The following is a 15472-nucleotide window of genomic DNA, read 5'->3' as shown; positions in this document are numbered from 1 at the left end:
AAATTTCCCTAATAATTAATAGCTTTTGGAGTATTATAAGTTTTTCCCTGACCCTGATAAATGCCTTTATCCACTTTAATCAGATACACTACAATGTAATGAGGCGGTCTATTGTCTACAGGTTCTATATGTGTCTGATTTTCTGGGAAAGTGGACATTAAAGATCCATCAGGGAGCCGATTAAAGTTAATCTCTATCTGTGCTTGGTTTTCCGGCACTTCCAATTTTGCGACTAAGCCATCTCTGGTTGGTCCACTATGGTGTTTTTCTAGGTTCTTCTGCCTTCTCATAGATACTTTCATTTCTCCATTTTGAGAAAGAGTAGAAGTTCCATAGTTTATACCATGATCGTGGTCTCCAGTAACTGTAACTGTATGAGAGTGGTCCAGTCTACTACTGCTACCACCTTGATTGGACCTATGCACATGTGGAGGCATTGTATTGACAGTGAATGCATATTCGTCCTGCCCCCCTGTACTTCCTGTACTATTATATATTGAGATATTAGGCGCTTCTTCAAAACCTTCTGAAACCTCTCGCTCCTTTATTGTACCATTTTCACTTGCTTTAAAACCGCCTACAATAAACCTTCCGCTAAGGTTAGGGGTTAGATTGTTGCCATTACAAATAGCCCAACCTTCCATATCAGTACCTTCCTTACCCAGTCCTTTACCAACTCCTTGAGGAACTGGCTGTCCATCATACCCATAAAAGTTATTCAAATTTCCTGTGTAAATAATAATAGACCCTTCCGGCTCCACATACCTGGGACTATTATCCACCGGCGTATAACGCTTCCATTCTTTATCATAGGAGTCATAGAACCACATACCTTGAGCATTACCAGTATTATCGGTGACATAAACCATTAACCCTTCTTTAGGATTATGTATGTTAAGCATCTGCTGGTGAGTCATTCGAGGAAAAAGAACACCTCGGGGTTCATTAACTGCTTCTGCATGAAACAGTATATCAGGATGACTTTCTAAATCACTCCCATCCGTAATCTTAATACCACTCTGTGCTTTTAATAAAAAAGTGGCACCTAATAAGTACATCAAAAATAGCAACCGTAATCTCATATCAGTCAAATTGTTGAAGGGTTCTGTATTGCTGATAGCAATTTTCATCCAAAAGGAAATTCACTTTCATAATGTATAACAAAGCAGTATATGCAGGACGGTTGTTTATGGGCATTTGTCCAGATGCTGATTCAGGAGTTGCTTTAAATATTTCTGCAGGCAATTCAAACCTGACATCATCTACCGCAGAAGAAACCACCACATTTGCTAAAGTAGATTCATTAGTAGCGATTGTCCGGTACTGATTCCCCCATTTTTTCTTTACCCTAGTGAACCTCCTTAAAGGTCGTCCATCACTGATATCGCTAACGGATCTTTTAGTGGAAGTTTCAATATGGTGCTTGTGCGGCTCGTCTTCGTAAACAACATGTGTATGTGGGGCATTCACAGAGATAGAAGAAAGGGCATGTTTGTGGGCTGGCAAATGAGCGTCTTCCATAAGGTATTGCTTGCCAGAAGTAACCCGTAAACCATAACTGGTAAGAGAACTTTCCCTGCCCGAAATGTTATGAACTGATGGATCTACAGCCATTACAGTAAACATTGACCGTAAGTCAGGCGTACCGTTATTGCCGTTACAAATAGCCCAGCCTTCTAAAGAGCTACCTATTCTACCAAGACCTGACTCATCAAAATCATCCACCTCTCCATAATACATAATCACGCCACCATTGGGAAGAGCAATTATGTTTTCCTCTTCTGATAGCTTTAACCATCCATTGTTCCTATAATATATGTGGAACCCTTGCCTGTCAGAATCAGTGACGAAAACAGTTAACCCGTCCGATGGCTCTTGTATACTGACCATTTGGCTATAACTAAGGCTTGGGAATAACACCCCTTGTGTTTTAGAATAAATTTCAAGTATAGCCGATTCATCGGGCTGGTTGACTTTCTTTAGTTCGGTGTTATATTCCCTTTCAGGGATGTCCTGTAACAATACGTTCTTGTCTTGCTCAGAAATAACTTTTACCCCATTAGTAGAAACCTGTCCGTAAAGAGAAGGACAAGCACAACAAAGGGATATAAAGATAAATAGGTGGAAAAATCGCATTTGTTTATTAATTACATGTACCAGAGGAAGTTGATAAAGGAACAGGTATTTCCACATTCCCTTGCCCAGGCTGACTTACTGCAGTTCCTTGCTCTACCCGCATAATATAAAGTGCTACATAAAATGGAGGTGCATTATCTATAGGCTCTCCTCCTCCAGTCTCCTGAACCGCTTCACCTATAGTAGCATTATTGACACTAATAGGAGATTCACCCACCTTAAGAACAGTCCTTCTACTTTGAATGACAGGGTGACCTGGAAGCTCCTCATAAGCTGGATTATTTCTCCTAAGCCCCCGCCTATTTTTACGCTTTCGTACCATAACCGTGGTTTGTTCATCCATACTATCCCCCTCTCTCCTTCGGTGACTATTCCCGGAACCTTTGTTCGTAACATTGAACTCATGTCTGTGCGGGTCTTCAACAAACTCATGGTCATGGTCTATACGAACCCTATCCATAAAACTAAAATCTACTTTATGTTTATGGTGCCGAATATTGTTTGAAGTCAATGTAGGATTAGGCCCTTTGCCATGTAGTATGGTAATGCCACCGGTTTTTCCTCCAACATTATAGTCATTATCATTACCATCTGCTCCGACGACAAAGCGCCCTCTTAAATCTGGCGTACCATGGTTGCCGTTACATATTGCCCATCCTGCCATTTTAGTGCCACTGAGACCTTTTCCATTTGAGTCAAAAAGCTGTGAAGGATTTTCTTGACCCGTAAGAGAATAAAATAAGATAGAGCCAACAGGGTATTGGATTCGCTGAACTTCTAGCTTTTTCCATGTATTAGCATTCCAATAGTACAAACCCCTTCGTTGCTGCTGTTGCCAATTAGCATCAGGTGCAACTTCTACATGCACGGTAGTTCCAGCAGGAGGGTTCTTATCACCAAAAGCCACCATTTCATCATAGGTCATTCTTGCGATCAGCATACCTTTATTCAATGACCTTACATCTAAAATAGCAGAAGGGTGAGGAGGCAGAGAGTCTTCAGCAATAGACACACCTTTAACTAAAGTTTGTTGCCCCACCCCTTTAAATGCATGAAAACATAAAAAAAGTAAAAAAGTACAAAGTAAACTATTCCTATACATAATCTTAAATCATAGTATTATCTTAAGCCAAAACCCTAAACAAAACATTTCTTACACAATCAAACATTTCTACAGAAAGACAACAAACAAAGACAAAACACGCAGAACACTACGCTTAACAAGCTCGCAATTTTACAACCGTAAAAAATATTAACAAAGAAAAAAAATTACACTCAATGTAATATTTAAAGAAAAAAACAAAGAATCATAAAAATAAAATCTTCAAATATTCACAGCGTAAAAAAGCAAAAACTTGCAAAAAACCTTACAATTGAATAAATCATACACCAATCATGTACAAAAGTCACCCAGTAAGCCTCTTGGGCTTCATGAAATATTTTTAAAACAAATACATAAAAACATAACATCTTGCCCGTCGCCCAACGCCATACATCTACATTAAATACAATTTAACCTTTAAAAAAACACAGAGGCGGTAGTATCGCTAAAATTGTCAGACAAAAAATAAACATAGCTTATAGTTATGGACTCATCGGGAGAAAAAGATGACAATTTATATTCACTGATATCACTAGTAGCTATACCAAGCTACCTTCGACATTACGGATTTATTTGAATATTATGGTGCTGTAGCTGCAAGCTACAGTAAGCGTATATTAAGAGGCTAAAACTAGGGTCAACCTATAGCTACACTCCAGCCACGAAAACTCTAACACTAAACGCCTATGCTATCCGTAGCTTGCAGCTACGGAGATACCCTAAACAAGACGCAAATAGGAAAATAAACATTAGATATTGCGATTGGCAAGCCGCAGGTCACCTTTAAAAGAAGAGAGGCAAGGGTTAGTTTCAACAGCTTATGGCTGTTTAATTAGTTTGACTTTACATTTTGCTCTTTTACTTTATACGCAAGAGCACTAACAGCTTATACCATTGCTATCCGTAACTTGTGTCGGATATGGAATTATGAATATAAAAACAAGGTAAAAAATGTAGCTTGTAGCTACACCAATTACAAATTTCCACCTTCTTTTTACTAAACCGTAAATTATTTTGCGTTATTAGCTTAGTTACGTCTAGGTTTCAACTTTTATGCTTATTACTTTTACCCCAAGCAGAGATAAAAGGTGAAGCACGTTGTATTTTTAAGAAAAAATCACCTTTCAATAACTTTGAAGGCAGAAATACAGTATACTTTAGGAAAAAATGGACACTTATAACAATATAGCAGATACAAATAAAAAAACCCTCCTTAAAAAGGAGGGTTCTAAGCGTGGTGATGAATGGAATCGAACCATCGACACAAGGATTTTCAGTCCTTTGCTCTACCAACTGAGCTACATCACCGCCGAATTGTGACACAAAGGTATCTATTTTTTTTTTCAATGCAAATTTTCTAAACTTAAAAAATAAAAAAACATATATATGGCTTACGCACCACAAATAATTTTTATCATAATATTCGGTGTAACAGTTTTTTACGTTACCAAAAGAATTAGAGAAATTCGAAAAAATATTTTGCTCGGCAGAGAGGTAGAGCTGACCGGAAGCCGCTCCGAACGGTTCAAGACAATGGTTCTCTTTGCTCTTGGCCAAAAAAAAATGTTCCATAAGCCGCTCCCCGCTATTTTGCATTTGTTTGTATATATAGGCTTTATAGTCATAAACATTGAAATGATAGAAATCATACTCGATGGTTTTTTTGGCACCCATCGTGTGTTTGCCACTGGCTTAGGCAATGTCTATCCTTTCTTTATCAATGTATTTGAACTATTAGCAGTATCTGTTATCATAGGATGTGTGATATTTTTGATCAGAAGGAACATTCTTGGCTTACGTCGTTTTAAAGGGGAAGAAATGAGACGCTGGCCAACCCTCGACGCCAACCTTATTCTTACCGCCGAAATTTTATTGATGCTGGCTTTTCTTACAATGAACTCTACAGACGTAGTGCTTCAGCAACGTGGGGCGGAACACTATGTACAAACTGGCAGTTTCTTCTTCAGTGGTCTACTGGTAGACTTTTTCACCAATTTCTCCAATGCCACTTTAATTGCCATTGAAAGGTTTGCGTGGTGGTTTCATATAATAGGTATTTTTGCTTTTTCTATGTACATATTTTATGATTCAAAACACCTGCATATATTTTTCGCATTTCCTAATACCTGGTACAGCAAACTTACCCCTACCGGGAAGTTCAGCAATATGCCGGAAGTAACGAAAGAAGTAAAACTTATGCTAGGAGTGCCAGAAGAAGCGCCTGCGGAAAGCACAGAAGAAGCACCTCCAGGAAGGTTTGGCGCCAAAGATGTTCAAGACCTAACTTGGAAAAACATACTGGACGCCTACAGTTGCACAGAATGCGGAAGATGTACAGCCTCATGCCCAGCCAACATGACAGGCAAAAAGCTTTCTCCAAGAAAAATCATGATGGACACGAGAGACAGGGCTGAAGAAATTGGCCGTAACATTAAGACTAAAGGTACAGACAAAGCCAATGAAGGGGCTGCCCTTCTGGACGGTTACATAACCTCTGAAGAACTTATGGCTTGCACTACTTGCCAAGCATGTGTAGAGGCTTGTCCTGTAAACATAGACCCGCTAGATATCATCATGCAGCTAAGGCGCTATAAGGCTATGGAAGAATCCAGCACGCCAGCCGCTTGGAATGCGATGTTCTCAAATGTTGAAACTAACTTTGCCCCTTGGAAATTTGCCCCTAGTGACAGGTTTAAATGGGCGGAAAAAATTAAAAACAATTAATACTATGGATAATAATGTTCCTATAATGTCGGAATTGGCTGCCGCCAATAAAGAGCCGGAAATCTTGTTTTGGGTAGGCTGCGCAGGCTCTTTTGACGAAAGATATAAGTCTGTAACAGTAGCTTTTGCTAAAATACTAAATAAGCTGAAGATAAATTACGCTGTATTAGGCCCCGAAGAGGCATGTACAGGAGACCCTGCCAAAAGGGCTGGGAACGAATTCCTTTTTCAAATGATGGCTGTAAACAACATACAGCTCCTAAACGGCTATAATATTAAAAAAATAGTTACGGCTTGCCCTCATTGTTTCAATACCATCAAAAATGAATATCCAAGCTTGGGAGGAAATTATGAGGTGATCCACCACTCTGTTTTTTTGCAGCAGCTTATTGATGAAGGCAAAATAAAACTCAAAGAAGGAGGTGATTTCAAAGGCAAGAAAATCACCTACCACGACTCTTGCTACTTAGGCAGGTCCAACAATATCTACGAAGCCCCAAGGAAAGTTTTAGAAACTTTAGATGCAGAGCTCATAGAAATGAAAAGGTGCCGAACCAAAGGATTGTGCTGTGGCGCTGGTGGGGCGCAAATGTTCAAAGAGCCAGAACCTGGCAAGAAAGATGTAAACGTAGAGCGTACAGAAGAAGCGCTCAATACAGGCGCGGAAATAATTGCATCTGCATGCCCATTTTGCATGACGATGCTTTCTGATGGTGTGAAAAATAAAGAAAAAGAACAATCGGTAAAGGTATACGATATTGCAGAACTTATTGCCAAAAACGAAAATCTATAAACATGAAAGTATCATTTGAAGACCTTAGCCCCGAGTCAATCGTTTGGATTTACCAGGCCGAAAGAGTTTTAAACAATGAAGAGCAAAAAACAGTTATGGCAAGGATGGATGATTTTTTTTCATCTTGGCAAAGCCATAACGAAGATGTAGAGGCCGCAGGCAAAATTTTTTATGACAGGTTTGTGGTTATCGGCGCAGAATCAGGAGAACATGTAAGCGGATGCGGTATAGATAAGTCTATCCATTTTATTAAAGAACTTGAAAAAGAACTTAATATAAAATTAATGGACCGCTCTTTCGTTATCTATGGTACGGAAAAAGAGTTTAGCCAAACCACGCTTCAGGAAATTAAGAAGTTAGTTTCTGAAGAAAAAGTAAGTTCTGATATCAAAATCTTCAACAATACGATTACGAAGAAAAAAGAACTGGAAAACAAGTGGCAAATACCATTAAAGGAATCTTGGCTATCAAAATATATTCCAATCAAAAATAATAATAGTCATAAATAAGAAATGTAATTTTTTTTGATTATTATTGCATATTGCAATATTTAAATTAGGCATAGACACATTTATAAATTTGGCTTAATTTATTTGCAGTTTGTAAAAAATTGATTGATAAATATTAATCAAAAAAATCAATGAAAAAAACCGGAATCCTGAGCGTCCTGATACTATCAGTTATCGTTTCATCTTGCTCCCCAAGTGCCAAAAGGCTTTTTAGTCGTGGTCAAGAAAGATATGAGCAAGAAGAGTTTGAATATGCTAAAGAAGATTTTAAGCAAGCTTTAGCCAAAGGTGGCCCTAGGGCTGAATCCAACTACTATATTGCAGAGGCTTATAGAAAATCAAACAGGATTCACGATGCAGAGTCTTATTATAAAGATGCAATAGATGCAGGCATCAAGGACGAGGAAGCCTATTTTTATTATGCCAAAGCCATGACGGCAAATGGCAAATATGAAAACGCCAAAGAGCAGTACCGCAAATTTTTGAAAATTGCCAGCAACTTTGACTTGATCGACAGGGCCAAAGCCGAAATAGAAAACCTCAAACTCTTGTCAGATGTAACCAAGAAAAAAACATGGTACGACATCAGAAACCTTGAAGAGCTAAACAGTGAAGGAGCTGACTATGCACCGGTTTTGTTTAACAACAGCTTATTTTTCACTTCTTCAAGAGGCTCTGAGAAAGTATACGGCGGAACAGGAACTGGGTTTACCGATATTTATGAGTTTATCTTTGACGGTGTAGAAAAATACTCCGGACAAGCGAAAAGACTTCCAAAGTCTATCAACAGTGAGAACGCACACGAAGCCTGTGCGGTCTTTTCTAAAGATGGCAGGACCATGTACCTAACAAGAAGCAATACAGGTAAAAAGAAAGAGGGATCTCATGATGTAAACCTTTACATGTCTAAAATGGTAAAAGGTGAATGGTCAGAGCCTGTTATGATGAAAATATCAGATGAAGAAGCTTGGGATTCCACGCCAATGTTATCGGCAGATGGCAAAACATTATACTTTGCATCTAACCGTGAAGGCGGAATGGGCGGAACTGACCTTTATAAAGCCACCAGAGACTCTACAGGAGACTGGGGCAATGTAGAGAACCTTGGCGCCCCTTTCAATACCTCAGGCAATGAGATGTTCCCGTTTGAATACGAAGACGGAACCTTCTACTTTTCTTCTGACGGCCACCCGACGCTTGGCGGACTTGATGTTTTTGTAGTCACTGAAGATGAAGAAGGTGAGCTGGCTGTTGAAAACATGGGAAGCCCTTTAAATAGTACTTATGATGATTTTGGCATCTTCAAAACTGATAGCATAAGCGGTTTTTACTGTTCTAACAGGCCGGACGGAAAAGGTGATGACGATATTTATGAATTTGTTGACAAGTCTCGCGTACGTATTGCTATTTATTCTATAGACGGTACAGCATTCGGAACAGAAGATGAAATAGAGGAACATATCTTGGCAGGTGCCACTATCAGACTTATTGACGATAATGGAGACACCCTATCTGTCGTAAAATCTGATCCCGAAGGTAAATTTGAGCTACCAGTTGAACCTGAGAAAAACTATAGAATTGTCGCTGACAAGCCAGGTGAACCTGCATATTTGAGAAAGTCATTTGAGCTTTCTACCAAAGACGAAACGGTAGCGTTTGAAGACTTGGAACCTGGGGACAATGAAATAAAAATCCCATTCTCCCTAACATTGATGGCGAAAAAGAAAATCAAGTTTGTTGTTGACAATATCTACTATGATTATGATAAAGCAAACATCAAACCTTCCGCAGCAAAAGAACTTGACAAAATTGTAGCATTCCTTGACGACAATAGAGACATTACCATAGAGCTAAGCTCTCATACAGATGAAAGGGGTGATGCAGAATACAACAGAAAGTTATCTCAAAGAAGAGCAGACTCGGCAGTTGCTTATATCATTAAGCAAGGTATAGAAAGCGAGAGAATAACAGCTATGGGTTATGGAAAATCCCAGCCACTGATCGTTGGTGCAAAAACTGAAGAAGAACACCAAAAAAACAGAAGAACAGAAGTGAAGATTACTGGTATTCTAGAAGATGTAGAAATCGACTATAAAGGTGAGTCTTTCAATAAATCCAAACCTGAAGATCAAATAGCTACGGAAGAGCTTATTCCAGAAGAGGAAGAAGAAAGTATAGGAGAAATAGAAGAAGTTGAGGTAGAAGATCCAGAAAAGGAATAAAACACTAACAATAAAAATTTAATCAAAAACTTTCACAAAAAAGTCCCGGCAATCCCGGGACTTTTTATTTTTGCATTATAATTACAAATATCATGAACAGGTACAATCAGAGAGGTGTCTCCTCGGACAAAGAAGATGTTCATAATGCAATAAAGAACATTGACAAAGGCATATTTCCCAAGGCGTTTTGTAAAATCATACCCGACATTATGGGCAATGATGCCAATTATTGCAATATAATGCATGCGGATGGCGCAGGGACCAAATCTTCCCTGGCATACATATACTGGAAGGAAACAGGAGATATATCTGTGTGGAAGGGAATAGCACAAGACGCGGTGGTAATGAATACGGACGATCTGCTATGTGTTGGCGTAACCGACCAAATTCTGCTATCCTCTACCATTGGAAGAAACAAAAATCTAATCCCAGGAGAAGTTATTGCAGAGATAATTAACGGAACGGAAGAAACCCTGCAAATGCTTCGTGACAATGATGTAGATATATTTAGTACTGGTGGAGAAACCGCTGACGTAGGCGATTTAGTAAAAACAGTTATAGTAGATAGTACTGTCACAGCCAGGGCCAAAAGGGAAGATATTATATCAAATGACCGGATCAAAGAAGGGGATGTAATCGTTGCCCTTGCCTCCCATGGTCAAGCATCATATGAAAACGAGTACAATGGAGGAATGGGAAGCAACGGACTCACATCTGCCCGCCATGATGTGTTTAAACATGACTATGCAACTAAATACCCTGAAAGTTATGACGGATCCATTTCTAAGGATCTGATCTATTCAGGCAGCCGTAGCTTAACAGAAAAGCCTGATGGCTTTCCGCTCGATTTAGGAAAGCTAGTGCTCTCCCCTACCAGGACTTACCTTCCGGTAGCCAAAAAGCTTTTTGCAGAACTTAAAAGCCAAATTAATGGAATGGTGCACTGTAGTGGTGGCGGCCAAACAAAAGTCTTACATTTTGTAGAGAACCTGCATATTATAAAGGACAACTTAATGGAAGTACCACCTTTGTTCAAATTAATTCAGGAAGAAAGCAGCACCCCATGGAAAGAAATGTTTAAGGTGTTCAATATGGGACATAGATTAGAAATCTATTTACCTGAATCCTATGCCAAAACGGTCATTGATATAGCTAACAGCTATAATATTGATGCAGCAGTAATAGGAAGAGTAGAAAAGTCTGACAAAAAAAGGCTGACCATCAAACATAACGGCATTGAATATCTATATGAGTAACCATGCGATAATCATGGCTCCTTGAAAAGCCATACAACCATCCAAAAAGGCAGCATAATAATAAGGCTGCCTTTTTTTGTTTACAAGAACCACAAAAAAGCAAGCCGCCAAACCTGAAATCAACAATGGAATAGCATAATCATTATGAGTATAGTAAAAAACCAATAATAAATAAATAAAAAGAAATACCATAGAGACCCGCTTCGTCCAAGGTACACCTATTAATAACGGGGCGGTTGCGACTCTGCCTTTTTTATCCGCAACAAGATCTCGCACATCAAATACAAAAGAAATACCAGCGATAAAAAACAGTCGCTGTACAAAAACATGAAGTACTTCCTGACCTAATGTTAATCCTGAAAATAAAACAGGCAGTATGACTGTAACAGAAGCCCATGTGTATCCCAAGACAATGGCCTTAAAGAAAGGAATTGACCTAAGTGCCTGAAGGTTAAAAATTGGTGTTGTTAAAGAACGTCCATACCAATAGGCAATTACACCCAAATGAATACAGTAAACAATCAGTGAAAAGCTCGCCCCAAAAGGTATCATCATAAACACCAAAAGGAGCATGAACCACAAAGGCCATTTGGCTTGGTCCTTTAACCATGCATAAACAGCAAATGTAGCAACCGAAGACACCAATGAAATCCCTAAATAATGGATTTCGGCATGCCCAAGAAGAACAAATGTAGAAAGGGAAAGAAGAAAAGCACAAAAAGCGATAAAAACGTTGTACCCCATAGGTAATAAACGCAAAAAGCCCACCAAAAAGGTGGGCTTAGAAACAAAAATTTTATAAACTAGGCATTCAACGCTTCGGCACCACCCACAATTTCGAGAATTTCAGTGGTAATAGCCGCCTGCCTTGTCCTGTTATAGCTAAGCCTAAGCTCTTTCAACAATTCTTTTGCGTTTTCAGTAGCTTTGTCCATGGCCGTCATACGTGCACCATGCTCAGAAGCATTAGACTCAAGAAGTGCTTTGTAAAATTGAATTTTTAAGCTTTTAGGGATCAACTCGTTTACAATTTCGGTTTTAGAAGGCTCAAAAATATAATCCGTTCCAAAACCTTGTGCATTCTGCTCTTCCTGTCCCTCCTCTTTTTCTTCATCAACCAGAGGCAAAAAGTTCTCCCTTCTTACCACCTGTACAGCCGCATTTTTAAACTCGTTGTAAACGATTTCTACCTTGTCATATTCACCTTTCACAAAGCTATCCATAGCATACTCGGCAGCTTTCCTGACATTATCAAATACAAGATCAGAAAAAAGCGTAGCGTAGTCATTGATAACTTTGACATCACTTCTTTTCTTAAAAGCATCAGCACCTTTTTTACCGATACAAAGCAAAGTCACATTACCAGCATTATGTTGCTCACGATAATGGTTTTCCAGAAAATAATTCGTTGCTTTGATGATATTGGTGTTAAAAGCCCCCGCAAGACCTCTGTCAGAAGTAACTACCACTAACAAAATCTTTTCTGGTTCTCTAGTAACACTGTACTGATTCTCAAAAGAGCTGTCAAGGCTGGACGTAATATTGTGAAGAATCTCATCTAGCTTTTGAGTATAAGGGCGGATTTTTATAATATTATCCTGTGCCCTTTTCAACTTAGCAGCGGCCACCATTTTCATGGCTTTGGTAATCTGCTGCGTAGAATTGACAGATACTATCCTTCCTCTGACCTCTTTTAAACTTGCCATAATTTATTTAGCGAATTTTGAAGATAAATCTTTAGCTACCTGCTTAAGTACGCTGGTAACAGAGTCATCTATTTTACCTGATTTTATTGTCTCCAGAACATCTTTGTGTTGCGCCACAAGAAGCCCAGAAAACTGGTTCTCGAAATTCTTAACTTCCTCTACCGGTACATTGTCTAAAAGACCATTGGTAGCCACATAGATAATAGCTACCTGAAGTTCTACAGCTACTGGAGAGTATTGTGCTTGCTTAAGAATTTCAAGGTTTCTCTTACCTCTTTCAATCGTAAGTTTTGTAGAAGGGTCAAGATCTGAACCAAACTTAGCAAATGCTTCTAGTTCCCTAAACTGCGCTTGGTCAAGTTTAAGTGTACCAGAAACCTTCTTCATAGATTTGATCTGAGCACTACCACCTACCCTAGATACGGAGATACCTACGTTAATAGCAGGACGGATACCAGCATTGAAAAGGTTAGTTTCTAGGAATATCTGACCATCTGTAATAGAGATCACATTGGTAGGAATATAAGCGGAAACGTCACCAGCTTGTGTTTCAATGATCGGAAGTGCAGTAAGAGAACCACCACCTTTAACAATATCTTTGATATTTTCAGGAAGGTCGTTCATGTTCTTAGCAATCTCGTCCGACTTGTTGATTTTGGCAGCTCTTTCAAGCAAACGACTATGCAAATAGAATACATCACCAGGATAAGCTTCACGTCCTGGAGGTCTTCTCAATAAAAGAGAAACTTCTCTATAAGCTACAGCCTGCTTAGAAAGGTCATCATAAACCACTAGAGCAGGACGACCTGTATCTCTGAAAAACTCACCTATAGCAGCACCCGTAAAAGGAGCAAAAAACTGCATAGGCGCTGGGTCTGAAGCAGAAGCAGCAACTACAACAGTATAATCTAACGCTTTACCTTTTTCAAGAGCGTTAACTATTTGAGCTACAGTACTTGCTTTTTGACCTACAGCAACGTAGATACAAAATACCGGCTCACCTTTTTCATAATATTCCCTTTGATTAAGAATAGCATCAAGCGCAACAGCCGTTTTACCAGTCTGTCTATCACCAATGATCAACTCCCTTTGCCCCCTACCGATCGGGATCATAGAGTCAATAGCCTTGATACCAGTTTGAAGAGGCTCATTTACCGGCTGTCTATAAATAACACCAGGAGCTTTTCTCTCTAATGGCATCTCATAAGTTTTACCTTCGATAGGGCCTTTTCCATCAATAGGATTACCCAGCGTATCCACCACCCTACCTATAAGACCATCGCCTACGTTAACGTAAGCAATCCTTTTAGTTCTTTTAACTGTATCACCTTCTTTAACATTACTGTAATCTCCAAGTAATACAGCACCTACATTATCTTCTTCAAGGTTAAGAACCATAGCCCTTAACCCGTTTTCAAATTCTAAAAGTTCACCAGATTGTGCGTTGGTAAGGCCATAAATCCTTGCCACACCATCACCTACCTGAAGAACGGTACCGACTTCTTCAAGCTCAGCTTCTGTTCTGAAATTAGATAACTGCTCTCTTAATATTGCAGAAACCTCATCGGGTCTTACTTCTACCATAACTATATTTTGGCTAAATATGGATTATAACTAAAATTACTTTTCAATTTCTGGAGCTTGCTCTTAATTGTTTCGTCTATCTGACGGTCTCCAATGGTCAGGTTAAAGCCTCCGATAATATTTTCATTGATAACTTCGGAAAGTTCGACCTTCTTACCAGTTATATCAGAAACTATTTTTACAAAGCTCTTTCTTTGGTCTTCTGTAATAGGATAAGCACTTACCACCTGGGCTTTTACTATACCTTTATAGTTTCTATACTGAGATAAAAATTCCTTGGAAGTATGGAAAAGAAACTTTTCCCGACCTTTACCAGAAACAATATCAAAGAACTTAAGGGTAACATCGTTGACCCTACCTTTTAAAAGGATGTGAAGAATTTGCTTCTTTTTATCACTTTTGATAATTGGGTTTTTAAGTACCCTTACCAGTTCATGATTTTTTTCACAAAGATCCCCAAAAAAGGCCATATCTTTCTTAACCTCTTCCAAGATTCCCTTTTCAATTGCGAAGTCTATTAAAGATTTGGCATATCTGGACGCCACCCTCGACTCATGCATTGCCTTTAATTTAAGTTTACGTCTTTAATAAATTTATCTGCAAGTTCTTTTTGAGCAGCAGCATCAGAAAGTTCTTTTCTTAAAAGCTTTTCTGCAATATCAATAGCAAGTTCAGCCGCTTGATTTTTCACCTCTGTAAGAGCCGCTTGTTTTTCAGTGTTGATTGCCACTCTAGCGTTTTCAATCATCCTGTTACCTTCCACCTGAGCAGTTTCTTTAGCTTTAGAAACCATCTCATTGGCAGTTGCTTGGGCTTCTCGAAGGATTTTCTCACGCTCCAAACGAGCTTCTTGAAGAAGTTTTTCATTTGTTGCTTTCATCTGAAGCATTTCTTCTTTGGCACGTTGTGCAGAAGACAAAGCTTCTTCAATCGTATTTTCCCTGTCTTTCAAGGCTTGCATAATCGGCTTCCAGGCAAACTTTGAAAGTATGAACAATACGATAATGAAAGTAAGAGTTTGCCAAAATAATAGGCCAAAATCTGGGGTTATAAGTTCCATGTATGTATTTAGTAATAAATTCCGGTAATCAAGATTATGTAAAACCCAGTCTTCTGAGGCCGAGCCTAATGCCCGGCTTCAAAAAACTTTTTGACTTAAGCTTCTGTGAAAGAAATAAGAAGACAAACAACTACTGCAAAAAGAGCAACACCCTCGATGAAGGCAGAAGCAATAAGCATAGCAGTTTGGATCTTACCACTCTCATTAGGTTGTCTTGCAATAGATTCAACAGCAGAAGAACCTATTTTACCGATACCTATACCTGCAGCTAAAGCAGCGATACCAGCACCAACACCAGCTCCGAAAAGAGCCCAGCCTAATTCGATTAAGAATAATGGATTGAACATAAAGGTTTGTTTATATATAGTTTAACAAAAAAT

Annotated in this window: 14 protein-coding genes and 1 tRNA gene; 5 read left to right on the top strand and 10 right to left on the bottom strand. The window is 39.0% G+C overall.

The genetic code is table 11. The annotated features are described in order from the left end of the window. Window positions 1-8: 8 nt before the first annotated feature. From RCC89_05010 to RCC89_04995, 4 genes are all read right to left on the bottom strand, one after another. The gene (locus RCC89_05010; protein ID WMJ72521.1) at window positions 9-1082 is read right to left on the bottom strand and encodes a hypothetical protein; all 1074 of its coding nucleotides are present in this window, start codon (window positions 1080-1082) and stop codon (window positions 9-11) included. Window position 1083: 1 nt separating this feature from the next. Further along, the gene (locus RCC89_05005; protein WMJ72520.1) at window positions 1084-2136 is read right to left on the bottom strand and encodes a hypothetical protein; all 1053 of its coding nucleotides are present in this window, start codon (window positions 2134-2136) and stop codon (window positions 1084-1086) included. A 7-nt stretch (window positions 2137-2143) separates the two neighbouring features. Next, complete coding sequence (locus RCC89_05000; protein ID WMJ72519.1) at window positions 2144-3238, bottom strand: hypothetical protein; 1095 nt, start codon at window positions 3236-3238, stop codon at window positions 2144-2146. A gap of 1235 nt (window positions 3239-4473) precedes the next feature. Further along, window positions 4474-4546: transfer RNA gene (locus RCC89_04995), tRNA-Phe, on the bottom strand. Window positions 4547-4624: 78 nt separating this feature from the next. On the opposite strand from RCC89_04995, the gene RCC89_04990 reads away from it, so the two are divergent. The 5 genes from RCC89_04990 (at window position 4625) to RCC89_04970 (ending at window position 10742) form a co-directional block, all read left to right on the top strand. Beyond that, window positions 4625-5962 (top strand): (Fe-S)-binding protein, encoded by a 1338-nt coding sequence (locus tag RCC89_04990; GenBank protein ID WMJ72518.1) that lies wholly within the window; start codon window positions 4625-4627, stop codon window positions 5960-5962. 4 nt (window positions 5963-5966) lie between these two features. Next, window positions 5967-6755 (top strand): (Fe-S)-binding protein, encoded by a 789-nt coding sequence (locus tag RCC89_04985; protein WMJ72517.1) that lies wholly within the window; start codon window positions 5967-5969, stop codon window positions 6753-6755. Window positions 6756-6757: 2 nt separating this feature from the next. Beyond that, window positions 6758-7264: a hypothetical protein gene (locus tag RCC89_04980; protein ID WMJ72516.1), complete on the top strand. Its 507-nt coding sequence runs from the start codon at window positions 6758-6760 to the stop codon at window positions 7262-7264. Window positions 7265-7395: 131 nt separating this feature from the next. Then, window positions 7396-9486: an OmpA family protein gene (locus tag RCC89_04975; GenBank protein ID WMJ72515.1), complete on the top strand. Its 2091-nt coding sequence runs from the start codon at window positions 7396-7398 to the stop codon at window positions 9484-9486. An 89-nt stretch (window positions 9487-9575) separates the two neighbouring features. Continuing rightward, window positions 9576-10742, top strand: coding sequence for an AIR synthase-related protein (locus tag RCC89_04970; GenBank protein WMJ75642.1), 1167 nt, complete (start codon window positions 9576-9578; stop codon window positions 10740-10742). On the opposite strand, the gene RCC89_04965 is transcribed toward RCC89_04970, so the two are convergent. The 6 genes from RCC89_04965 to atpE all read right to left on the bottom strand — a co-directional run bounded on the left by RCC89_04965 (window position 10731) and on the right by atpE (window position 15439). Next, window positions 10731-11486 carry a hypothetical protein gene (locus RCC89_04965; GenBank protein ID WMJ72514.1) on the bottom strand — a complete coding sequence of 252 codons (756 nt, stop codon included), beginning with the start codon at window positions 11484-11486 and terminating at the stop codon, window positions 10731-10733. The two genes, RCC89_04970 and RCC89_04965, sit on opposite strands and share 12 nt — an antisense overlap. A 59-nt stretch (window positions 11487-11545) precedes the next feature. Beyond that, window positions 11546-12448, bottom strand: coding sequence for an ATP synthase F1 subunit gamma (atpG, locus tag RCC89_04960; GenBank protein ID WMJ72513.1), 903 nt, complete (start codon window positions 12446-12448; stop codon window positions 11546-11548). 3 nt (window positions 12449-12451) lie between these two features. After that, a complete protein-coding gene (atpA, locus tag RCC89_04955; GenBank protein WMJ72512.1) occupies window positions 12452-14032 on the bottom strand; it encodes a F0F1 ATP synthase subunit alpha in 1581 nt (526 codons plus the stop codon). Window positions 14033-14034: 2 nt separating this feature from the next. Further along, complete coding sequence (gene atpH / locus RCC89_04950) at window positions 14035-14592, bottom strand: ATP synthase F1 subunit delta (GenBank protein ID WMJ72511.1); 558 nt, start codon at window positions 14590-14592, stop codon at window positions 14035-14037. A 5-nt stretch (window positions 14593-14597) separates the two neighbouring features. Continuing rightward, window positions 14598-15092: a F0F1 ATP synthase subunit B gene (locus RCC89_04945; protein WMJ72510.1), complete on the bottom strand. Its 495-nt coding sequence runs from the start codon at window positions 15090-15092 to the stop codon at window positions 14598-14600. Window positions 15093-15187: 95 nt separating this feature from the next. Then, on the bottom strand, window positions 15188-15439 hold the full coding sequence (gene atpE, locus RCC89_04940; protein WMJ72509.1) for an ATP synthase F0 subunit C: 252 nt from the start codon (window positions 15437-15439) through the stop codon (window positions 15188-15190). Window positions 15440-15472 lie beyond the last annotated feature (33 nt).

The sequence above is a fragment of the Cytophagaceae bacterium ABcell3 genome (assembly GCA_030913385.1).
Lineage (GTDB): Bacteria > Bacteroidota > Bacteroidia > Cytophagales > Cytophagaceae > ABcell3.
The sequence above is the reverse complement of the archived record's forward strand: the minus strand, read 5'-3'. Positions and strand labels throughout refer to the sequence as shown.